The sequence below is a fragment of the Kitasatospora sp. NPDC048722 genome, from assembly GCF_040650235.1.
Classification (GTDB): Bacteria; Actinomycetota; Actinomycetes; order Streptomycetales; family Streptomycetaceae; genus Kitasatospora.
Genome location: NZ_JBEZGX010000059.1, coordinates 23,464 through 44,648 on the forward strand (window position 1 = coordinate 23,464; position 21,185 = coordinate 44,648).

A 21,185-nucleotide genomic window follows, 5' to 3' on the forward strand; every position below is an offset into this window, starting at 1 on the left:
CGCTCCGGCGCCCGGGTCGGGTGCCGGTCATGCCGGAGTGTGGCAGCACGGCCGGGCGAACTCAATGGATCACCCCAAGGTCTCACGGAGGAAGGCGAGTTCGGCCCGGGCGACCTGCTCGCCCACCCCGTCGGGGGTCATGTGCGTGACGCCGGGCAGCGGCAGGACGCGGTGCGGGCGGCCGGCCCTGGTGAGCGCGCGGGAGAGCCGCAGGGTGTGCGAGGGGTGGACGTTGTCGTCGGCCAGCCCGTGGACCAGCAGCAGCGGGCGGGTCAGCGCGGGGGCGTCGCCGATCAGGCAGTCGTCGGCGTAGCCCTCCGGGTTGTCCTGCGGCAGGCCGAGGTAGCGCTCGGTGTACGCGGTGTCGTACTGCCGGAAGTCGGTGGGCGGGGCGCCCGCGGCGGCGGCGTGGAAGACGTCGGGGCGGCGCAGGACGGCGAGTGCGGCGAAGTAGCCGCCGTACGACCAGCCGCGCACGCCGACCCGGCCGAGGTCGAGGTCGGGGTGGCGCTCGGCGAGTGCGTGCAGCGCGGCCACCTGGTCGTCGAGCGCCACCTGGGAGAAGCGGCGGAAGATCGCCCGGGTGAAGGCGGGGGAGACGAACGGGGTGCCCCGGTTGTCGGTGGTGACGACGGCGAAGCCCTGGTCGGCCCACCACTGGCGGAGCTGCCAGCGGCGAGGTTCGCTCGCGACGGCCTGGAAGCCGGGGCCGCCGTAGACGTCGAGGAGGACGGGCAGCCGTCGGCCGGGGACGTGGTCGCGCGGGTACACCACGGCGGTGGGCAGGGCGAGTTCGGTGACGCGCGCGAAGTGCGGGCGGACGCGGAACGGGAGGGCCGCGCTCAGGTCGGCGAGCGGGAGCTCGCGGCCGTCGGGCAGGCGCAGCGTGCGGCGGACGCCGTCGGGGGTGGCGGAGGTGAGCAGCAGGGTGCCGGCGGCGGCGAGGGCGCAGTGGACGCCGGGGCCGTCGCTGAGCCGCTCGGGCGGGCCACCGTCGGGGTCGACGAGGTGGACGTGCTGGTCGGCCGGGTCGCCGTCGGTGGTCTCGCAGAGCAGCCGGCCGTGCAGCGTGCCGGTCACCCGGCGGACCTGGAGGCCGGTGGTGTCGAGCGGCTTGCCGTCGAGGGCGAGGCCGCGGGCGTCCGGGGTGTCGTGGGCGGTGAGGAGGCGGCCGTCGGGGAGCCGGGCCGGGGTGCCGGGCAGGTCGTCGACCCAGAACTCGTCGGTGGTGCGGGAGAGTTCACGGGTCTCGCCGGTGGCGGGGTCGGCGGTGAGCAGCAGGACGTTCTGCTGGAGCCGGTCGGCGACGGTCAGCAGGACCTCGTCGTCCGAGGCCCAGGAGGCGTCGCAGACGTACGGGAACTCGTCGGCGTCCCAGCGGAGTCGGACGCGGCTGCGGTCGGCCTCCCGGGTGCCGAGGACCCACAGCTGGACGTCGGCGTTCGGGCCGCCGGCCTGCGGGTAGGCGAAGTCCTCGGCGGGCAGGCCGGGTTGGGCGGGGTCGGCGAAGTACCGCCGGGGCAGGGCGGATTCGTCCACCCGGGCGGCGAGCAGCGCGCCGCCGTCCGGGCGCCACCAGTGGCCGCGGTGGCGGCCGAGCTCCTCGGCGGCGGCGAACTCGGCGACGCCCCAGCGGGCGCCGTCGTCGGGGGAGACGGGCGTGAGGTCCGGGTGGACGTACAGCGCGTCGTCGGCGACGTATGCGACGCGCTCGCCGGTGGCGTCCGGACGGGGGTCGAAGGCTGGCCCTGCGGTGGGGAGTTCGGTGCCCGAGCCGGTGGCGGTGTCGACCCGGAAGAGCCGGCCGTCGAGGGTGAACACGGCGACGGCGAGGTCGGCGGTGGCCGCGAACGTGCCGATGCCGGGGGCGGCCAGCCTGGTCCGTTCGCGCAGCCGGCGCTCGACGGCGGGCAGGTCGTCGCGGTGGCCGGCGCGGCCGGGGGCGAGCACGGCGGGATCGGCGACGAGGCGCTCGGTGGCGGCCCCGGCGCCGGTCGAGGTGTCGAGCAGGTGGAGGCGTTCGACCGGGTCCTGCGGACCGGTCGAACGGAGCAGCAGCAGCCGGGTACCGTCCTCGCTGAGCGTGGTCGCACGCGGGGCACCGAAGGTGAACCGGCCGGTTCGGGCGCTGAGGGTGAGGAGGGGGTCCGTGATGGTCATCGCCCGATGGTGGCCGGACGGCGCCTTGCCGGACCAGGGGTACGTCATGTGAAATGTCACACAACACCAGCAGGAGGAGAGTGCCGTGACCGAGGACCTGCCGACCGTCGAGCCCCCCGAGCCCCTGGACGGGACCGACGGGCTGTTCGGCCTCTCGACGGACGCCGCGCACCTGAACCACGGCTCGTACGGCGCGGTGCCCCTGCCCGTCCAGCAGGTGCAGGAACGGCTGCGCACCGAGCACGAGCTCGACCCGGACGACTTCTTCGCCGACCTGCCCGGCCGGATCGGCGCCGCCCGCCGCCGGATCGCCGCCGAGCTGGACACCGACCCCGACCGCCTCGCGCTGGTCACCAACGTCACCGAAGCGGTCGCCATCGCGCTGGACACCGTCCCGCTCGCGCCCGGCGACCGCGTCCTGGTGACCGACCACGGCTACGGCGCCGTCACCCGGGCGGCCGCCCGACGGGCCGCCGAGGCCGGCGCCGAGCTCGTCACCGCCGTGCTGCCCCTCGACGCCCCGGACGAGCACGCCGTCCGGGAGGCGGTGCTGGCGGCCGTCGACGGGCGCACCCGCCTCGCCGTCCTCGACCGGGTCACCTCGCCCACCGCCCGCGTCGTCGCCGGCCCCGAGCTGCTCGCCGAGCTGCGCCGGCGCGGCGTGACCACCGTCGTGGACGGCGCCCACGCGCCCGGCATGCTGCCCGCGCCGGTCGACGGAGCGGCCGACTTCTGGTGCGGAAACCTGCACAAGTGGGCCTTCGCCCCGCGCGCCACCGCCGTCCTGTCCGTCCGCCCGGAGTGGACGGACCGGGTGCGGCCGCTCGCCCTCTCCTGGGAGCACGACCGGGGCTTCCCGGCCAACGTCGAGTGGCGCGGCACCTGCGACTACACGCCCTGGCTGGCCGCCCCGGCCGGGTTCGACCTGCTGCGGGAACTCGGCACCGGGCGCGTCGCCGCGCACAACGCCGGGCTCGCCGCGTACGGCCAGCGGGCGCTCGTCGAGCGGGCCGGGCTGGTGCCGCTGCCCGCGCCGCCCTGGGCGTGGATGCGCACCGTCCGGCTGCCTGCCGGGTGGGCCGAGACCGAGCCCGACGCGCGGGCGGTGATGGCGGCGGTGCGGGAGCGCCTCGCGACCCGGGTCGCCGTCCGCCCGTGGGCCGGCGGCGGGGTGCTGCGGGTGTGCGCGCAGGTGTACAACCGGCCGCACGAGTACGAGCGGCTGGCGGACGGGCTGGCCGAGCTGTTCAAGGGCTGAGCCGTTCAAGGGCGGATCTGTTCAAGGGCTGAGCCGTTCAAGGGCGGATCTGTTCAAGGGCTGAGTGTTCAAGGGTGGATCTGTTCAAGGGCCGTGCTGTTCAGGGGCCGTGCCGTCTCGTGGGCCGCGCGCTCCGTCATTCGGCGGTCGCGCGCAGCTCGGCGAGGAGCTGGTTCTGGTCGGCGAGCAGTCCGGTGAGGATCCGCCGGGCCGAGCGGAGCAGGTCGGCGACGTCGCCCCCGGCGAGCGCGTACACCACCGTGCTGCCCTCCCGGGTCGCGGTGACGATGCCGGACCGGCGCAGCACGGCGAGCTGCTGCGACAGGCTGGAGGGTTCGACCTCCAGTGCCGCGAGCAGGTCGCGCACGGGCGTCGGTCCGGCCTGGAGGAGTTCGAGGACCCGGATCCGCACGGGGTGGCCGAGCATCCGGAAGAACTCGGCCTTGGCCTGGTAGAGGGCTACCGGCACGAGATCCCCCCTTCCCTGGTGTCGGTGCGCTCAGATCTCCAGGGCGAGTTCGATCCGCTTGAGTTGGTGGCGGGCCATCGCGAGGTTGGAGCGGTTGCGGTTGAGCGCGAGGAAGAGGAACAGCCCGCGGCCTGAGGGCGTCGTGATCGGCCGGACCATGTGGTACTGGTTCGTGAGGCTGATCAGGATGTCCTCGATGTCGTTGTCGTGCAGGTTGAGCATCTCCATCGCCCGCATCTTGGCGCGGACGACGTCGGTGTTCCCGGCGGCGGCGACGTTGAGGTCCAGTTCGCCGCCGTCGCCGAGGCTGCCGAGCGCCATGCCGCTGCCGTAGTCGACGAGGGCCACGCCGATCGCCCCGTCGATCGACATCGCGTCCTTGAGGGACGTCTCCAGGTTCGCCATCTCGGTGTCCTCCCGTGTGTCCGGTCGTGTACCCGGCCGCGGATCCGGCCGTGCGTCCGGTGCGTGTGTTCGGTGCGGTCGAAGGTAGGGAGGACGGGCCGCTCTCCACCGGGATTGACCGGAGTCGTCCGAAGCTGGCCAGGATCCGATCGCTTGAAGACATTTGCAACTATGGATCTGAGAGAGAACTGATCTGGTCCCGGGAAAAAACGGTGCTATCGATGTCAGTCCACCCGGGTAACCTCTCGCTGAGATGCGAGATCACACCAACCCCACCCGGACGGCGATGAACACCCCCGAGCCCGAGCCCCACGACGACCGGGAGCCCAGCCCCGCCGAGGCGTACGCGGCCAGCCGTCGCCGGGCCGTGGAGCAGGCGACGGCCCTCCACGGCTTCCAGCAGCTGTACGACTTCCCGCTGGACGACTTCCAGGTCGAGGCCTGCCGGGCCCTGGAGGCGGGCGAGGGCGTCCTCGTCGCCGCCCCCACGGGCTCCGGGAAGACGATCGTCGGCGAGTTCGCCGTGCACCTGGCCCTGGCCGGCGGCCGCAAGTGCTTCTACACGACGCCGATCAAGGCGCTCTCCAACCAGAAGTACGGCGACCTGGTCAAGCGCTACGGCGCCGCCAAGGTCGGCCTGCTCACCGGCGACAACACCGTCAACGGCGACGCCCCCGTGGTGGTCATGACCACCGAGGTGCTGCGCAACATGCTCTACGCGGGTTCCAGCACCCTCGACGGCCTCGGCTACGTCGTCATGGACGAGGTCCACTACCTCGCCGACCGCTTCCGCGGCGCCGTCTGGGAGGAGGTCATCATCCACCTCCCCGAGTCGGTCACCCTCGTCTCGCTCTCCGCGACCGTCTCCAACGCCGAGGAGTTCGGCGACTGGCTGGACACCGTCCGCGGCGGCACCCGGGTGATCGTCTCCGAGCACCGGCCCGTCCCGCTGTGGCAGCACGTGATGGCCGGCAACCGGATGTACGACCTGTTCGCCAGCCCCGACCGCGACGGCCGCCCCAAGCACAGCCTCAAGAACCCCGGCAAGGCGGTCAACCCCGAGCTCGTCCGGCTCGCCCGCGCCGAGCTCGACCGCAACCCGCGCGACCGCTTCGGCCGCGGCCGGGGCCGCTCGATGCCCAACGGCCGCCCCGGCCGGGTCTGGACGCCGGGCCGCGTCGACGTCATCGACCGGCTCGACGCCGAGGGCCTGCTGCCCGCGATCACCTTCATCTTCAGCCGGGCCGGCTGCGAGGCCGCCGTCCAGCAGTGCCTCAGTTCCGGGCTGCGGCTCAACAAGGACTCCGACCGCGCCCTGGTCCGCGCCCTCGTCGAGGAGCGCTGCGCGGACATCCCCGACGAGGACCTGCACGTCCTCGGCTACTTCGAGTGGCTGGACGGGCTGGAGCGCGGCATCGCCGCCCACCACGCCGGGATGCTGCCCCGGTTCAAGGAGGTCGTCGAGGAGCTGTTCGTGAAGGGCCTGGTCAAGGCCGTCTTCGCGACCGAGACCCTCGCGCTCGGCATCAACATGCCCGCCCGCTCGGTGGTCATGGAGAAGCTCGTCAAGTGGAACGGCGAGACCCACGCCGACATCACCCCCGGCGAGTACACCCAGCTCACCGGCCGCGCCGGGCGCCGCGGCATCGACATCGAGGGCCACGCCGTCGTGCTCTGGCAGCGCGGCCTCGACCCGGAGGCGCTCGCCGGCCTGGCCGGCACCCGCACCTACCCGCTCAAGTCCTCGTTCCGGCCGTCCTACAACATGGCCGTCAACCTGGTCTCCCAGTTCGGCCGGCACCGCTCGCGCGAGCTGCTGGAGACGTCCTTCGCGCAGTTCCAGGCGGACCGATCGGTCGTCGGCATCGCCCGCCAGGTGCAGCGCAACGAGGAGGGCCTGGACGGCTACCGCGCGTCGATGACCTGCCACCTCGGCGACTTCGACGAGTACATGGAGCTGCGCCGGACGCTCAAGGACCGCGAGAACGAGCTCGCCCGCGAGGGCACCAGCCAGCGCCGCGCCGCCGCTGCCGAGTCCATCGAGCAGCTCAGGCCGGGCGACGTCATCCACGTGCCCACCGGCAAGTTCGCCGGCCTCGCCCTGGTCCTCGACCCGGGCCTGCCGCCGGTCGACCGCTCCGGCCGCGGCGGGTCGCGCCACCCGGACTTCCAGGACGGGCCGCGCCCGGTCGTGCTCACCGCCGAGCGGCAGGTCAAGCGGCTCGCCATGATCGACTTCCCGCACCCGGTCGTCGCGATCGAGCGGGTGCGCATCCCCAAGTCCTTCAACCCGCGCAGCCCGCAGTCCCGCCGCGACCTCGCCTCCGCGCTGCGCACCAAGGCCGGCCACCTGGAGCCCGAGCGCTTCCGGCGCGGGCGCGCCGCCGCGGCGGACGACCCCGAGATCACCCGGCTGCGCACCGCCCTGCGCCAGCACCCCTGCCACGGCTGCGACGAGCGCGAGGACCACGCCCGCTGGGCCGAGCGCTACCACCGGCTGCACCGCGACACCGAGCTGCTGGAGCGCAAGATGCGCTCCCGCACGCACACCATCGCCCGCACCTTCGACCGCGTCTGCGCGCTGCTCACCGACCTCGGCTACCTGAGCGGCGACACCGTCACCGACGACGGCAAGCGGCTCGGCCGGCTCTACGGCGAGCTCGACCTGCTCGCCTCCGAGTGCATCCGCGAGGGCGTGTGGAGCGGCCTGGCCGCGGCCGAACTCGCCGCCTGCGCCTCGGCGCTGGTGTACGAGTCGCGCCAGGCCGACGACGCCGGCGCCCCCCGGGTGCCGGAGGGCGCGGCCAAGGAGGCGCTCGGCAAGATGGTCCGCATCTGGGGCCACCTCGACGCCCTGGAGGAGCAGCACCGGATCAACACCGCCGAGGGCGTCGGCCAGCGCGAACCCGACCTGGGCTTCGCCTGGGTCGCCTACCGCTGGGCGCTGGGCCACAACCTCGACCAGGTCCTGCGCGACGCCGAGATGCCGGCCGGCGACTTCGTCCGCTGGACCAAGCAGCTGATCGACGTCCTCGGCCAGATCCAGGACGCCGCCGGCGAGGACGCCGACCTGCGCAGGACCGCCCGCAAGGCCGTCGACGGCCTCCGCCGCGGCATCATCGCCTACTCCTCGGTGGGCTGAGGTCCCGCGGGGTGTCCATGGGAAAGCCGCACGGGCTCCGGCCCGTGCGGCTTTCCCGTGTCCGGGACCCGGCGGCTCAGCGGGTGGTGGCGAGGGCTTCCAGGAGGCGTTCCAGGGAGGTGCCGAGGCCCCAGCGGGTGGAGAGTTCTTCGAGGGTCATGGGGTCGAGGGGCTCATGGGGGAGGGCCGGGTCGAAGAGGGGGAGGGGGGCGTCGTCGGCCACGCGGACGACCTTCGGGGCGACGTCGAGGTAGGCGGCGCCCTCGACGATGTTGCGGCGGCGGGCGGGGGTGAGCCTGGAGGCGACGTCGAGGGCGGCGGCGCGGATGGCGGGGAGGTCGCCGTACTCGTTGATGAGCTGGGCGGCGGTCTTCTCGCCGATGCCCTTGACGCCCGGCAGGCCGTCGGACGGGTCGCCGCGCAGGGCGGCCATGTCGGCGTACTGGGCGCCGCGCACGCCGTACTTCTCCAGGAGCAGCGCGTCGTCCGTCACCTGCAGGTTGCCCATGCCCTTGACGGGGTAGAGCACGGTGATCGCGCGGGCGTCGTCCACGAGTTGGAACAGGTCCCGGTCGCCGGTGACGATCTGCACCGGCCCGGTGGCCCGGGCGGTGAGGGTGCCGATGACGTCGTCCGCCTCGTAGCCGGGGGAGCCGACGCGGGCGATGCCGAGCGCGTCCAGCACCTGCTCGATCACCGGGACCTGCGGGGCGAGGGTGTCGGGCACCTCCTCCTCGCCGTCCTCGGCGGCCTCGGCGACGCGGTGGGTCTTGTACGAGGGCACGAGGTCCACCCGCCACTGCGGGCGCCAGTCGGCGTCCATGCAGGCGACCAGCTGGTCGGGGCGGTGGTCGTGGACCAGCCGGGCGATGAAGTCCAGCAGGCCGCGGACGGCGTTGACCGGCTCACCCTGCGGCGAGCGCAGGGTGTCCGGTACGCCGAAGTAGGCCCGGAAGTACAGGCTGGCGGAGTCGAGCAGCATCAGTCGCGGTGCGGTCACGCCTCAGATCATGCCGTACGGGGCCGACGGACCGCTGGTGTCGGTGGAGCGCCGGTTGTCAGTGCTCGTGCGGTCCGGCGCGGTGCACCGGGCCGTGCGCGTCGGCGCAGTGCTCGGCGGACCGGTCGCCCGGGGCGGCGATCTGCAGCAGCGCGCCCGCCTCGTCCTCGCCGACGTGGTCGACCTGGAGCGTGCTGTGGGTGATCCCGTACTCGCCGGCGAGCCGGCGCTGGAGCTCGCGCCGCACGGCGTGGCAGTCCCCGCCGGGGGTGACCAGGATGTGCGCGGACAGGGCGGGCTGACCGGAGGTGATCTCCCAGATGTGCAGGTCGTGGATCTCCTCGACCAGCGGTTCGGTGACCAGTCGGTCGGCGACGGCGTCCGGGTCGATGCCGGCCGGGGCGGCCTCCAGGAAGATCCGTCCGGAGTCCCGGACCAGGCCGACGCCCGCCTTGAGCATAAGAGCGACGACGATCAGCGACGCGATCGCGTCGGCCCGGACGAAGCCGGTGGTCATGACGACGAGGCCGGCGACGGCGGTGGCGATGAACGCGTACAGGTCGGTCAGGACGTGCTGGAAGGCGCCCTCGACGTTGAGCGAGCTGCGGTTGGCCTTCGACATGCACCAGGTGGCCGCGAGGTTGACGACGATGCCGATCAGCGCGGTGACCAGCACCAGGGAGCCGGTGACGGCCGGGGGTTCGATCAGCCGGGTGACCGCCTCGTAGCCCAGCCACGCGGACAGGACCAGGAGGGTGACGCCGTTGGCCTGCGCGGAGAGGATCTCGGCCCGCTTGAGCCCGTAGGTGTAGCCGCCGCGGGCCGGGCGGGCGGCGAGCCGCATCGCGACCAGCGCGAGGACGATCGAGGCGGCGTCGGTGAGCATGTGCGCGGCGTCGGAGATCAGGGCCAGCGACTGCGCGGCGAAGCCGGCCACGACCTCGCCGGCCATGAAGACGACGATCAGGGCGAGGGCGCTGACCAGCCAGCGGCGGTCGGCGTCGGCGGCGACGCCGTGCGAGTGGCCGCCGTGCCCGTGGCCGTGCGCGTGTCCGCCGTGGCCGTGTCCCTGGCCGCCGTGTTCATGGTCATGCGCATGATCATCGTGGGAGTGCTCGTGCCCGGCCATCGAAGTCCTCTCTGGGCGCACGGGTGGGGAGGGGCGCGGCGCGATCGCCCCGCACCGGAAGTGAACCGCAGAATCGACAAAGATCCAAAGGCTGTACTGGTGACCGTTGTCGTTCCCGCCGGAGCGCCCCACAGACGACCTTCGCAATGCCCTCGGCGCGGACCTTGGTCAATCCGAGTGGGCGTGCCACCCAGCCGAGTGAACGCGGCTTGCACCCCGCCGTGCGGGTCCGCGACGATCATGCCCCGTGAAGATCGCTACCGCGGGACCCGTCCGCTGGCTCGTCGAACTCGAATCAACCGCAGAAGAATTGATGAACCGTCACCTCTCTTCGGCGCGCGAGTGGTTCCCACACCAGTACGTCCCCTGGAGCCTCGGCCGGGACTTCGAGGGTCCGCTCGGCGGGGAGCCCTGGCGCCCCGAGCAGTCCGCGATCGGCCCCGCCGTGCGATCCGCCCTCGTCGTCAACCTCCTCACCGAGGACAACCTGCCCGGCTACCACTGGAGACTGCTGCGCGCGCTCAAGGTCCTCGACCGGGGCGGGCTCGGCCCCGCCGGCGAGCAGGCCCGCGAGCGCATCGCCGAGCACCTCGAAGGCCTCGACGCCCGGGCCGCCCGCTTCGTCGAGCGCCGTGCCCAGGCCCTCGCCGTGCCCACCGCCCTGTCCGTCTCCAGCGGCTTCGGCGGCCAGAACGCCGCTGTCGTGCTCACCGCCGCCTGAACCCGGAGCCCCGATGTCCCTCCCCCTCGCCCGGCTCTACGCCCGCCTGGTGTTCCGCCGCCCGCCCGCCGACTGGTCGGTCCCCGCGCCGGACGGGCGGTACGAATCCGCAGAGCCCACCGAGCCCGCCGCCCCCGGCGACGACCGGCCGCTGACGCTGCTCGTGCTCGGCGACTCGCTCGCCCAGAGCGTCGGCGCCCGCCATCCGGGCCAGACCCTCGGCGCCCGGCTCGCCCGGGGCCTCGCCGAGGGCACCGGCCGCCCGGTCCTCCTGCGCGTCCACGCCCGGGCCGGTGCCACCACGGCCGCGGTCGGCCGGCAGGTGCTGCGGGCGGCGCGGCTGCGGCCGGGGATCGCGGTGCTGATCGTCGGCGGGAACGACGTCCTGCTGCCCGCGCCGCTGGGCCGGGCCGCCCGCCGCTTCGCCCACCTGGCGCAGGCGCTGCGGGAGGCCGGCTGGGAACTGGTCGTCGTGCCGTGCCCCGACCCCGGTCACGCTCCCGGTTTCCGCCGCCCGGCCCGCTGGATCGGCCACGTCCGCTCCGGCCGCCTCGCCCGTATCCACACCCGCACCGCGGCCCGTACCGGTGCCCACCTGGCCCCCACGTCGGGCCCCGAGTTCCGGGACCGGGCCGACACCCTCCTGAGCCCCGACGGCGTCCACCCGTCCCCGGCGGGCTACGCCGCCCACGCCACCCGGATGCTCCCCACCCTCCTGGAGGCGGCGGCGCAGATCCGGACCCCCGTCCCCGCGCCCAGCTGACCGGCGGATCCCCGCGCCTCGCGTCCGGGGCGCGGGGAGGGCGCCAAAGCGCCGCCGCAGCAGGTGAGTTGCCGCTACGCCAACACGACGGCGTCCAACTGCGCCGCCGTCGCCGCCCGCACGAGCGCCTGCATCACCCGCAGGTCGTCGCCCTGCTCCGGGTGCCACTGCACCCCCAGCGTGAACCCCGGCCCCTCCACCGCCTCCACCGTGCCGTCCGGCGCGTGCGCCGAGACCCGCAGGCCGGCCCCGACCCGGTCCACCGCCTGGTGGTGGAAGGTCGGCACCTCCAGTTCGCTCTCCGGCAGCAGCCCGCCCAGCAGCGTTCCGGGCACCGGCCGCACCAGGTGCGTCCCGTACGTGCCCGGCGAGCCGTTGTGCACGTCCACGTCGACGACGTCCGGCAGGTGCTGGACGAGCGTCCCCCCGCACACGACGTTGAGCACCTGCATCCCCCGGCAGATCCCCAGCAGCGGCATGCCCGCCGCGAGCGCGCCGCGCAGCAGCGCGACCTCCCACACGTCCCGCTCCGGCGAGTCGACTTCGGTGCGCGGGTGCGCCGCCGCGCCGTAGTACGCCGGGTCCAGGTCCGGCCCGCCGGCGATGACGAGGGCGTCGAGCCGCGCGAGGACGTCGGGCGCGCGTTCCGGGGCGTCCGGCGGGAGGAGGACGGCGATGCCACCGGAGTCCTGGACGTAGGCGGTGTACCGCTCGGGCACGAGTGCCACCCGGCGGCCCCGCCAGTCGCTCCAGCTCGCGTCCACCACGTAGGTGCTGACGCCGATGAAAGGCCTGCGATCCATGGCGCGCATTCTGCACCCGTCACGTCCCTTCCCACGTCAACCACGGATCCCGGCGCGCCACACCCGCCCGCCCTCTTCCGCCCCGCGAGCCGCAGGCCGTACGGTTCGCTGTGACCGCCTGATCTCGAAGAGTGATCGAGGAGAAGGGTTCCGTCGCCATGTCCGAGAACGCCGCCGCCGGCGGGCCGCCGCGGGCTCCGCTCGCGCTGGACGAACTGCGCACCCTGGTGGACGCCGGCGAGGTGCACACCGTCGCCCTCGCCTTCACCGACATGCAGGGCCGCCTGCAGGGCAAGCGGTTCGCCGCCCGGTTCTTCCTCGACGAGGTCGTCGAGAACGGCGCCGAGGCCTGCGACTACCTGCTGGCCGTCGACGTCGACCTCAACACCGTCGACGGCTACGCGTTCTCCTCCTGGGCCACGGGCTACGGCGACTTCGCGATGCGCCCCGACCTCGCCACGCTGCGCCTGACCCCGTGGCAGCCCGGCACCGCCCAGGTCACCGCCGACCTGGCCCGGCACGGCGGCCACCCGGTGGACGCGGCGCCGCGCCGGCTGTTGCGCCGCCAGATCGCGCGCCTGGCCGAGTACGGGCTGGCCGCCGACATCGGCACGGAACTGGAGTTCCTGGTCTTCCGGGACACCTACGAGCAGGCCTGGCTGGGCGGTTACCGCGGCCTGACCCCGGCGAACCTGTACAACGTCGACTACTCGATGCTCGGCACGGCCCGGGTGGAGCCGCTGCTGTCGCGCATCCGCAACGAGATGGCGGGCGCCGGCCTGACCGTCGAGTCGGCGAAGGGCGAGTGCAACCTCGGTCAGCACGAGATCGCCTTCCGCTACGCCGACGCCCTCACCACCTGTGACCAGCACAGCGTCTACAAGACCGGTGCGAAGGAGATCGCCGCCCAGCTGGGATGCGCGCTCACCTTCATGGCCAAGTACGACGAGCGCGAGGGCAACAGCTGTCACATCCACCTGTCGCTGCGGGACGCCGTCGGCGCGCCCGCGTTCGCGGACCGGGACGGTCGGATGACCGACACGATGCGGCACTTCCTGGCCGGACAGCTCGTCGCGCTGCGCGAGTTCAGCCTGCTGTACGCGCCGAACATCAACTCGTACAAGCGGTACCGCCCCGGCTCGTTCGCGCCGACGGCGGTGGCCTGGGGCCGGGACAACCGGACCTGCGCCTACCGGGTGGTCGGTCACGGCCCCGGCCTGCGGATGGAGAACCGGGTGCCCGGCGGGGACGTCAACCCGTACCTCGCGGTGGCCGGGATGATCGCGGCCGGCCTGCACGGCCTCCAGCGGAAGCTGGAGCTGCCCGCGCCGTGCCTGGGCAACGCGTACGCCGTCGAGGAGTACGCCCGGGTGCCGGGCTCGCTGCGCGAGGCCGCCGGCCTGTGGGCCGGCAGCGAGCTCGCCCGGACGGCCTTCGGCGACGACGTGGTGGAGCACTACCTGAACATGGCCCGGGTAGAGCAGTCCGCGTACGACGGCGCCGTGACCGACTGGGAGCGCTACCGCTCCTTCGAACGGATGTGAGGCCGATGACCGGGAAGGGTTCCGTGCAGGAGGACGTGGTCTGCCGACGCCTGGTCGGCCGCACCGCCGTGATCACCGGAGCGGGCAGCGGCATCGGCCTGGCCGCGGCGCGCCGGCTGGCCGCCGAGGGCGCGAAGGTGGTGTGCGCGGACCTCGACGAGGCGAGCGGCAGGGCGGCGGCGAAGGAGGTCGGCGGCCTGTTCGTGCACACCGACGTCACCGACCCGTACATGGTCGAGGCACTGTTCGACGAGGCCTACGAGACGTGCGGCAGCGTCGACGTGGCCTTCAACAACGCGGGCATCTCGCCCCCGGAGGACGACTCGATCCTGACCACCGGCCTGGAGGCGTGGCGCAGGGTCCAGGAGGTCAACCTGACCTCCGTCTACCTGTGCTGCAAGGCGGCGCTGCCCTACATGCGCCGGCACGGGCGGGGCTCGATCATCAACACCGCGAGCTTCGTGGCCCGGATGGGCGCGGCGACCTCGCAGATCTCCTACACCGCCTCGAAGGGCGGGGTGCTCGCGATGTCCCGCGAGCTGGGCGTGCAGTTCGCGCGGGAGGGGATCCGGGTGAATGCGCTGTCGCCGGGACCGGTGGACACCCCGCTGCTGCGGGAGCTGTTCGCGAAGGACCCGGAGCGGGCCGCGCGCCGCCTGGTGCACGTCCCGCTGGGCCGGTTCGCCCGCCCGGAGGAGATCGCGGCCGCGGTGGCGTTCCTGGCCAGTGACGACTCGTCGTTCATCACCGCGAGCGAGTTCCTGGTCGACGGCGGCATCTCCGGGGCGTACGTCACACCGCTGTAGACCGCTCCGCCGGGCCGCCCGGGGCGCTTCTCACCGTAATTTCATCCGGAAGCCCGGGAATTCGCGCTTGTGCTGATTTCGCGTTTATCCGGCTGCCTTTACATTCTCTGGTGTGAGTGAGCAGATTCCTGCCGGGTGGTACCCGGACCCCAAGGACACCAGCAGCGACCCGAGGCCGCAGCGCTGGTGGGACGGCAAGGGCTGGACGGCCAGCACCCGGCCCGCACCCTCGGACGCGCCGCCGCCGGAGCCCCCGGCCGCCGACGCTCCGGGGCCGGGGACGGCCGAGGAGCCCGCGGCGGCGGACGGCGGGCCGGCGGTGCTGGAGGGCGAGGTGCTGGAGAGCGGGACGGTCCGCTACCCGGAGCCGCCGCCCTTCGGTGCCGCGTACGGCGCCGCGGTGCCGCCGCCGGCCAAGGCCCGGCGCAAGCCCTCCAAGCTGGTCGTGGCGACCGTCGTGGCGGCGCTGGTCGGCCTGGGCGTCGGCTCGGGGGTGACGTACCTCGCGATGGACGGCCACGGCGACCGCACGCAGCGCGCGGCGAAGCCGCAGGCCGCGCCCTGGGAGAACGGCCCGTGGAACGACTTCCCCGGCCTCGGCGGCGACGGCGGCCCCGGGGGCGGGGGCCCCGGCGGCGGCAACGGCAAGGGCGGCGGCGGCAAGGGCGGCAGCGGCGGCAACGGTTCCGGTGGTTCCGGCGGCAACGGCAAGACCCGCCCCGGCTCCGGCGGCGCGATCGACCTGGTCAACCGGATCACCCTGCCCGTCCCGTCCGGCTGGGACGCCGGCAGCACCCGCGACGGCTTCGCGTCGATGAGCGTCGGCAGCTACACGTGCGCGGGCGGCGGCACCGGCACCTGCACCCTCGGCGGCGTGAACACCGGCCACATCGACGGCGCCACGGACGTCCAGGCGGCGGCCAAGAGCGACATCACCCAGGCCGCCAAGGACGCCTACGGCGACATCACCGGCCACCAGGAGCTCAAGTCCGAGGCCGTCACGGTGAACGGCAAGAGCGGCTACCTCGTCCGCTGGAAGGTCGACGCGCCCACCGGCAACAACGGCTACGTGCAGACCGTGGTCTTCCCGTCCGCCGACGGCACCGGCCTGGTCTCGGTGCACTTCGGCTTCGACATCGCCGACAAGGCGCCCGACCCCGCCGTGATGGACACCATCGTCAAGGGCATCGGCGACTACAAGGGCAAGCTGCCCTCGATCCCGCTGCCCGGCGGCGGCACCGGTGGCTCCGGCGGCACCGGTGGCTCCGGCGACCCGGGCACGGGCACCACCACCACCGCCACCTGAGCGGCGGCGACTCCTCACGCACCGGCGGCGGCCCACCCGGAACCTCCCGGGTGGGCCGCCGCCGTTCGCTCACTTCGCACGCGGGGAGCCGGACCGGACGGGGGTGGGCCGGTCCGGCCCCGCATCCGGCCCTCAGGAGTCGCGTCGAACAGCCTCGACACGACGGCGCCGGAGCACCATGCCGGCCCAGCCGACGCCGATCGCCGCCGCGCCGGCGAGCAGCAGCGGACCGGTGGCCGACGTGCCGACGGCCGCGGAGGCGGTCGGCACCACGATCCCGGCCGGGGAGTTGGGGTCGCCGCCGTGGCCGTGGTGGGCGACCGTGGACTTCGGGGCGTCCGCGGCGATCTGCGCGTCGCTCGGCGCGGCCGGGGCCTGCGCGGCGAGCGCGGACACCGGCGCGCCGCCGGCCGCGGCGGGCTTGCCGAAGTCGACGTCCGAGCAGCTGTAGAACGCCTCCGGGCTGTCGCTGCGCTGCCAGATCATGTACAGCAGCTGGCGGCCGGTGCGCTGCGGCAGCGTCCCCGGGTAGGTGTAGTACCCGTTGGTGGCGGTGCGGTCCACCTGCACCTGGGCCACCGGCGTCGGGTCGAGGTCGGACCACTTGAGGGGCTTCGTGGGGTCGTAGCCCTGCTTGGTGATGTAGACGGTCTGGGTGCCGACGTGCGGCGCGGTGGTGCGGAACTGGAAGGTGAAGGCGCCCGCGCTGACGGCGGTGGCCGGCCAGTCGGTGCGCGGCCAGTCCAGGGCCTGGTACTTGTCGCGGTTGGCCGAGCAGAGCTTGCCGTCCGGGATCAGCGCCTGGTGGTTGCCGTTGGCGTTGGCGATGTTGACCTCGTTCCAGTCGTAGAGCGGCTGGGTCCCGCTCGCCGCGACGAGGTCCTTGCAGACCTGGGAGACGGGGTGCTCGGGACCCTCGGCGTAGCAGGCCGCGACCCGGCTGACGGGCCCGGTCATCGTGCCGTGGGCACTGGCGGTGCCGGCGGTGGCCGCCGCCATCGCGAGGACCGCGGCGCCGACGGCGCCGACGGACAGGGCACTTCGCTTGATGGACATGGGGTGGGAACTCCTCGACCGTCGTTCCGGGCGGGTGTGGGGGGAGCGGACACGCCTGCCCGTTCGGGAGCCGCGGCCCGGATCGCGGACCCCCGGGCAGAGCGTAGGATTGGTCTGGACCATATGGCAATAGCGCTGCTTCATACGGTTATTGACGGACTGTATGTCCACGAGCAGCGCAAAGGCCCGACGGGACACCGGGGTTAGGTGTTCCATCGGGCCTGCTTAAGGCTCCGGAAAGGTCGGACTCAGAAGTTCAGGTTGCCGTTGATCGTCTCGGACTGGACCATCTTGCCGGCCTGGATGACGTTGCCGTGGACCGTCATGTCCTTGAGTTTGTTGTGGTACACCGTGGACGCCGGTGCGTGGGAGTCCTGCGTGAACTCTTCGATGATCGCGCGGAGTTCGTCGGCGGCCTCCGGGTGGTCGCGGAACAGCCGACGCAGCCGGACCCGCAGTGCGGCGGTCTGGTCCGCCAGTGCGTCCTCGTCGTCGCCGGCCTCCACCACCTCGGCCCGGATCACCTCCAGCTCGGCGGTCGTCGCCTCGTCCTCCTCGCCGCGCCCGAACATCCGGGAGACCCGCGAACTGACCTGCTGCCAGGCCGCGGTGGCCATCAGCCCGGCGAGCGACGAGGCACCCGACGTCACCATCTGCTGTACGATCTCGGCTTCCATGGCGTCCCCTCGTGGTTCGTCGTGTCGGCACCACGGTAGGGCAGAACCGGACGAGGCGTCAGAGGAACGTCCTCCCCTCGCCCCGGTACGTCGGGACCGTCCGGACGACCCGGTCGCCCTCGATCAGGTGCAGCTCGGCGAAGCGTTCGCACAGTTCGCCCGCCTTGGCGTGCCGGAACCAGACCCGGTCGCCGATCAGCAGGTCGTCCGCGGCGGCGCCGAGCAGCGGGGTCTGGACCTCGCCCGCGCCCTCCGTCGGGTCGTAGTGCAGACCCTCGGGCAGGTACGGGGTCGGGGAGCGGTCGGGGCCCGCCGGGCCGGAGGCGGCGTAACCGCCGCCGAGGACGGTCACCACGCCGACGCCGGGCCGCCGGACGACCGGCTGGCCGAACAGTGCGGCCGGACGGCCGTGGAACGACCGGTAGTTGTCGAACAGCCGGGGCACGTACAGCCCGGAGCCGGCGGCCACCTCGGTGACGGCGCGCTCGGCCACCGTGCTCTCCACGCTGCCGGTGCCACCGCCGTTGACGAACTCCAGCTCGGTGACCTGACGCAGTCGCCGGACCACGGCCGCGCGCCGTTCGGCGAGTTCGGTGCGGGCCCTGGTCTGCATGAGCCGGATCACCCGCGAGCGCACCGGCCGTCCGGGCACCCGGTCGCCGACCCCGGCGACGTGCCCCTCGTACGCCATCAGGCCGACGACCCGGAAGCCCCGGCGGCGCTGGACGGCCTCGGCGAAGGTGCCGAGGTCCTCGGGGGTGCGCAGCGGCGAGCGGCGGGCGCCGATCCGGACGCGTCCGCCGAGCAGGTGCAGCGCGGTGTCGAGCTCCAGGCAGACCCGGACCTCGGCGTCGCCGGCGCGGGCCTTGTCGATCAGGTCGAGCTGGGCGGGGTCGTCGAGGACGACGGTGATCTCGCGGGCGAGCTCCGGGTCGGCGGTCAGCGCGGCGAAGCCGTCGCGGTCGGCCGAGGGGTAGGCGAGCAGGATGTCGCGCAGGCCGGTGCGGGCGAGCCAGAGCGACTCGTCGAGGGTGAAGCTCATCACCCCGGCGAAGCCGTCGGTGGCGAGCGCGCGTTCCAGCAGGGCGCGGCAGCGCAGCGACTTGCTGGCGACCCGGATCGGCTTGCCGCCCGCGCGGCGCACGAGATCGGCGGCGTTGGCGTCGAAGGCGGCGAGGTCGACGACGGCGACCGGCCCGTCCAGGTGTGCGGTGGCCCGGTCGTACCGGGCGCGGTCGGAGACCGGGGTGGCGCTGGGAGCGGGTTCGAGCATCACCATGCGCGCAGGCTGCCACACCCGGCTACCCGTGGGTAGGGGGCGCGTGCGGATTTGTGCGGCTCCCGGGACGGGGTGGCATAGGGTCGGTCGGGTGGACCGCAAAGACTTCTCCAACCCGGCGTTCGTCGGCAAGAGCATTCCGAACCCCGGCTTCGGCGACGACGACGGCACGGCGGACGCGGCGCTCACCGCGGCGCTCGCCCGCTGGTCGCAGGACCGCTCGGCCGACCCCGAGGTGCTGACGGCACTCACCCCGACCCGGCTGATGGTCCCGATCGTCGCCCTGCTCGGCGAGGTCGAGGTGGACGAGCACGGGCACAAGCACGACAAGAGCAGCGACATGGCGGTGCCGGTGCTGGAGGCCCCGGACGGGCGCCGCGCGCTGCCGGCGTTCACGTCACTCGAGACGCTGGCCCGCTGGCGTGCCGACGCCCGCCCGGCGCCGGTCGCGGCCCCCCAGGCGGCGATGGTCGCCTACTCCGAGAAGGCCGACACCCTGCTGATCGACCCGGCCGGCCCGGTGCCGTACCAGCTGACCGGCGCCCGTCTGCGGGCGCTCGCCGAGAACCGGCCGTACCTGCCGCCGCTGCGCGACCCCGAGGTGCGCGAGGCGGTGCGGGCGCTGCTGGCGGACCAGCCGCAGGTGGTGTCCGGCCTGCTGGGGCCCGGGGAGGGCTCGGACGGGGTGCTCGCGGTGGTGTTCGACCCGGAGCTGGACCAGGCGGGCGTCCAGGCGGCGGCCCAGCGGGTCGGCCGCGCGGTGGCGGCGGACCCGGTGCTCCGGGTCCGGCTGGACCGGGGCCTGGACCTGGCGGTGCTGCCGGCGAGCGCGCAGCTGCCGGGGGAGCCGCTGTACCGGCGGTAGAAAGACCGAGGAGCACCTACCGACGTCGGTGGGTGCTCCTCGGGGAAACCGCGCTCAGGAGTAGACCGGCCCCGTGAACTTCTCGCCCGGCCCGGTGCCCGGCGCGTCCGGCACGATGGAGGCCTCGCGGAAGGCCAGCTGCAGCGAGCGCAGGCCGTCGCGCAGCGGGGCGGCGTGGAAGTTGCTGATCTCCGGGGCGCCGGCGGTGACCAGCCCGGCGAGCGCGGTGATCAGCTTGCGGGCCTCGTCGAGGTCCTTGTCCTTGTCGCCGCCCTCGGCGAGGCCGCACTTGACGGCCGCGGCGCTCATCAGGTGCACGGCGACCGTGGTGATCACCTCGACGGCGGGGACCTCGGCGATGTCCCGGGTCAGGTCGTCGAAGCCGATCGCGTCGTCCGCGCCGGGGTTCTGGGTGGGCTCGCTGCTCAAGGGGGGCTCGTTCCGTCGTGCCGGTGTCCGTGTACACCTGGAGCGTACAAGGGCCCCGGAACGCGCCGAGAAGTGCGGTGCGCGCGCGTGGAAGGCACGGAAACGCGGGGTGCACCGGGGCGGAATGGCGTTCGACCCCCCGGCGCTGTATGCTTCGAGACTGACCGGCCGGGATCCCGCATGGGCGCCTGGCCAGCAAGTGGAGGCTCCACCCAGGAGGCCCGAGAGGGCAACCGCGAAAGTCTCCCACCTGATCGGCCTCACGGTCGACGGGTCCCGGTCCGCGACGGGCGCCACGGCGCCGAGTCGCCGCAGTGCCCCTCACCGGGCGCCGCCCCCGGATTGTGTGGAGCCCCGCTTGTACCGAGCGGGGCTTTTTTCGTGTCGCGGGTGCAGACGGTGCCGAGCAGGTGCCCGGCAGCGCAGCACGAATGAAGCCCCGCCCAGTGGTCGAGTCCACTACGTGCGACCGCCGTCCGACGGCCGCATCGCAGAAGGTGCAACCGAGGAGGCCCCATCAGCACCGAGCCCCGCATCAACGACCGGATTCGCGTTCCGGAGGTGCGACTCGTCGGTCCCAGCGGCGAGCAGGTCGGCATCGTGCCGCTTGCCAAGGCGCTGGAGCTTGCGCAGGAGTACGACCTCGACCTGGTCGAGGTCGCGGCGACCGCCCGGCCGCCGGTGTGCAAGCTCATGGACTACGGCAAGTTCAAGTACGAGTCGGCCATGAAGGCCCGTGAGGCGCGCAAGAACCAGGCGCACACGGTCATCAAGGAGATGAAGCTCCGGCCGAAGATCGACCCGCACGACTATGACACCAAGAAGGGTCACGTCGTCCGGTTCCTCAAGCAGGGCGACAAGGTCAAGATCACGATCATGTTCCGCGGTCGTGAGCAGTCCCGCCCCGAGCTGGGCTTCCGTCTGCTGCAGCGGCTCGCCGACGACGTCCAGGACCTGGGCTTCGTCGAGTCCTCGCCGAAGCAGGACGGCCGGAACATGATCATGGTTCTTGGTCCGCACAAGAAGAAGACCGAGGCGATGGCCGAGGCCCGCGCCCTCGCGGACGCCCGCAAGGCCGAGCGGCTGGGCCGGACCACCGGCTCCGACGCCGCCGCCGCGGACGAGGACGCAGCGCTTGAGGCCGAGAACGCCGCTGCCGAGGCGGAGGCCGTCGAGGCGGAGGCCGTCGAGGCCGACGTCGAGGCCGCTGCCGAGGTCGAGCAGCCGGCCGAGGCCTCCCAGGACGCCTGAGCCTTCACGGCCAGGGCGCCCGGGAGACCGGCCCCCCACGGTGACGGGGCGCCCCGCCCGGTCACCGCAGATCCATCCAGTTCACGCCCGCGTGGCGCACACCACGCGGGCGTGGACGGGAC

Annotated in this window: 19 protein-coding genes; 9 read left to right on the forward strand and 10 right to left on the reverse strand. The window is 73.6% G+C overall.

What is annotated here, in order from left to right; all coding sequences use genetic code 11:
• Positions 1 to 69: 69 nt before the first annotated feature.
• Complete coding sequence (locus tag AB0C76_RS32700; protein WP_359972564.1) at positions 70 to 2,160, reverse strand: prolyl oligopeptidase family serine peptidase; 2,091 nt, start codon at positions 2,158 to 2,160, stop codon at positions 70 to 72.
• Between the two features lie 85 nt (positions 2,161 to 2,245).
• Between AB0C76_RS32700 and AB0C76_RS32705 the strand changes: the two genes are divergently transcribed.
• Positions 2,246 to 3,418: an aminotransferase class V-fold PLP-dependent enzyme gene (locus tag AB0C76_RS32705; RefSeq protein ID WP_359972566.1), complete on the forward strand. Its 1,173-nt coding sequence runs from the start codon at positions 2,246 to 2,248 to the stop codon at positions 3,416 to 3,418.
• 136 nt (positions 3,419 to 3,554) lie between these two features.
• On the opposite strand, the gene AB0C76_RS32710 is transcribed toward AB0C76_RS32705, so the two are convergent.
• On the reverse strand, positions 3,555 to 3,887 hold the full coding sequence (locus AB0C76_RS32710; protein ID WP_359972567.1) for a metalloregulator ArsR/SmtB family transcription factor: 333 nt from the start codon (positions 3,885 to 3,887) through the stop codon (positions 3,555 to 3,557).
• Between the two features lie 30 nt (positions 3,888 to 3,917).
• Entirely contained in the window at positions 3,918 to 4,292 is a 375-nt protein-coding gene (locus AB0C76_RS32715) for a hypothetical protein (protein ID WP_359972569.1), read from the reverse strand.
• 286 nt (positions 4,293 to 4,578) lie between these two features.
• Here AB0C76_RS32715 and AB0C76_RS32720 point away from each other — a divergent pair, with 286 nt between their 5' ends.
• Positions 4,579 to 7,434: a DEAD/DEAH box helicase gene (locus AB0C76_RS32720; protein ID WP_359972609.1), complete on the forward strand. Its 2,856-nt coding sequence runs from the start codon at positions 4,579 to 4,581 to the stop codon at positions 7,432 to 7,434.
• A 76-nt stretch (positions 7,435 to 7,510) separates the two neighbouring features.
• On the opposite strand, the gene AB0C76_RS32725 is transcribed toward AB0C76_RS32720, so the two are convergent.
• Entirely contained in the window at positions 7,511 to 8,416 is a 906-nt protein-coding gene (locus tag AB0C76_RS32725; RefSeq protein WP_359972610.1) for a 5'-3' exonuclease, read from the reverse strand.
• Positions 8,417 to 8,492: 76 nt separating this feature from the next.
• The gene (locus AB0C76_RS32730) at positions 8,493 to 9,563 is read right to left on the reverse strand and encodes a cation diffusion facilitator family transporter (protein ID WP_359972571.1); all 1,071 of its coding nucleotides are present in this window, start codon (positions 9,561 to 9,563) and stop codon (positions 8,493 to 8,495) included.
• A 253-nt stretch (positions 9,564 to 9,816) separates the two neighbouring features.
• Here AB0C76_RS32730 and AB0C76_RS32735 point away from each other — a divergent pair, with 253 nt between their 5' ends.
• Positions 9,817 to 10,284 carry an acyl-ACP desaturase gene (locus AB0C76_RS32735; RefSeq protein WP_359972612.1) on the forward strand — a complete coding sequence of 156 codons (468 nt, stop codon included), beginning with the start codon at positions 9,817 to 9,819 and terminating at the stop codon, positions 10,282 to 10,284.
• Positions 10,285 to 10,297: 13 nt separating this feature from the next.
• Positions 10,298 to 11,047 (forward strand): SGNH/GDSL hydrolase family protein, encoded by a 750-nt coding sequence (locus tag AB0C76_RS32740; RefSeq protein ID WP_359972573.1) that lies wholly within the window; start codon positions 10,298 to 10,300, stop codon positions 11,045 to 11,047.
• A gap of 74 nt (positions 11,048 to 11,121) precedes the next feature.
• Here the strand turns inward: AB0C76_RS32740 and AB0C76_RS32745 are convergent, their stop codons facing one another.
• Positions 11,122 to 11,850 carry a gamma-glutamyl-gamma-aminobutyrate hydrolase family protein gene (locus AB0C76_RS32745; RefSeq protein WP_359972575.1) on the reverse strand — a complete coding sequence of 243 codons (729 nt, stop codon included), beginning with the start codon at positions 11,848 to 11,850 and terminating at the stop codon, positions 11,122 to 11,124.
• Between the two features lie 158 nt (positions 11,851 to 12,008).
• Between AB0C76_RS32745 and AB0C76_RS32750 the strand changes: the two genes are divergently transcribed.
• From AB0C76_RS32750 to AB0C76_RS32760, 3 genes are all read left to right on the forward strand, one after another.
• Positions 12,009 to 13,394 carry a glutamine synthetase family protein gene (locus tag AB0C76_RS32750; RefSeq protein WP_359972577.1) on the forward strand — a complete coding sequence of 462 codons (1,386 nt, stop codon included), beginning with the start codon at positions 12,009 to 12,011 and terminating at the stop codon, positions 13,392 to 13,394.
• 5 nt (positions 13,395 to 13,399) lie between these two features.
• The gene (locus tag AB0C76_RS32755; RefSeq protein WP_359972579.1) at positions 13,400 to 14,200 is read left to right on the forward strand and encodes a 3-oxoacyl-ACP reductase; all 801 of its coding nucleotides are present in this window, start codon (positions 13,400 to 13,402) and stop codon (positions 14,198 to 14,200) included.
• A gap of 112 nt (positions 14,201 to 14,312) precedes the next feature.
• Positions 14,313 to 15,506, forward strand: a complete 1,194-nt coding sequence (locus tag AB0C76_RS32760) for a DUF2510 domain-containing protein (protein WP_359972581.1) — start codon at positions 14,313 to 14,315, stop codon at positions 15,504 to 15,506.
• A 132-nt stretch (positions 15,507 to 15,638) separates the two neighbouring features.
• On the opposite strand, the gene AB0C76_RS32765 is transcribed toward AB0C76_RS32760, so the two are convergent.
• The 3 genes from AB0C76_RS32765 to AB0C76_RS32775 all read right to left on the reverse strand — a co-directional run bounded on the left by AB0C76_RS32765 (position 15,639) and on the right by AB0C76_RS32775 (position 18,518).
• Positions 15,639 to 16,562, reverse strand: a complete 924-nt coding sequence (locus AB0C76_RS32765) for a lytic polysaccharide monooxygenase (RefSeq protein WP_359972583.1) — start codon at positions 16,560 to 16,562, stop codon at positions 15,639 to 15,641.
• Positions 16,563 to 16,810: 248 nt separating this feature from the next.
• Complete coding sequence (locus AB0C76_RS32770; protein ID WP_359972585.1) at positions 16,811 to 17,239, reverse strand: hypothetical protein; 429 nt, start codon at positions 17,237 to 17,239, stop codon at positions 16,811 to 16,813.
• Between the two features lie 58 nt (positions 17,240 to 17,297).
• On the reverse strand, positions 17,298 to 18,518 hold the full coding sequence (locus AB0C76_RS32775; RefSeq protein ID WP_359972587.1) for an alanine racemase: 1,221 nt from the start codon (positions 18,516 to 18,518) through the stop codon (positions 17,298 to 17,300).
• 91 nt (positions 18,519 to 18,609) lie between these two features.
• Here AB0C76_RS32775 and AB0C76_RS32780 point away from each other — a divergent pair, with 91 nt between their 5' ends.
• Positions 18,610 to 19,383 (forward strand): SseB family protein, encoded by a 774-nt coding sequence (locus AB0C76_RS32780; RefSeq protein ID WP_359972588.1) that lies wholly within the window; start codon positions 18,610 to 18,612, stop codon positions 19,381 to 19,383.
• 54 nt (positions 19,384 to 19,437) lie between these two features.
• On the opposite strand, the gene AB0C76_RS32785 is transcribed toward AB0C76_RS32780, so the two are convergent.
• Positions 19,438 to 19,812 (reverse strand): DUF1844 domain-containing protein, encoded by a 375-nt coding sequence (locus tag AB0C76_RS32785; RefSeq protein WP_359972590.1) that lies wholly within the window; start codon positions 19,810 to 19,812, stop codon positions 19,438 to 19,440.
• A gap of 516 nt (positions 19,813 to 20,328) precedes the next feature.
• Here AB0C76_RS32785 and infC point away from each other — a divergent pair.
• On the forward strand, positions 20,329 to 21,063 hold the full coding sequence (gene infC, locus AB0C76_RS32790) for a translation initiation factor IF-3 (protein ID WP_359972614.1): 735 nt from the start codon (positions 20,329 to 20,331) through the stop codon (positions 21,061 to 21,063).
• The last annotated feature ends 122 nt before the right edge of the window (positions 21,064 to 21,185 follow it).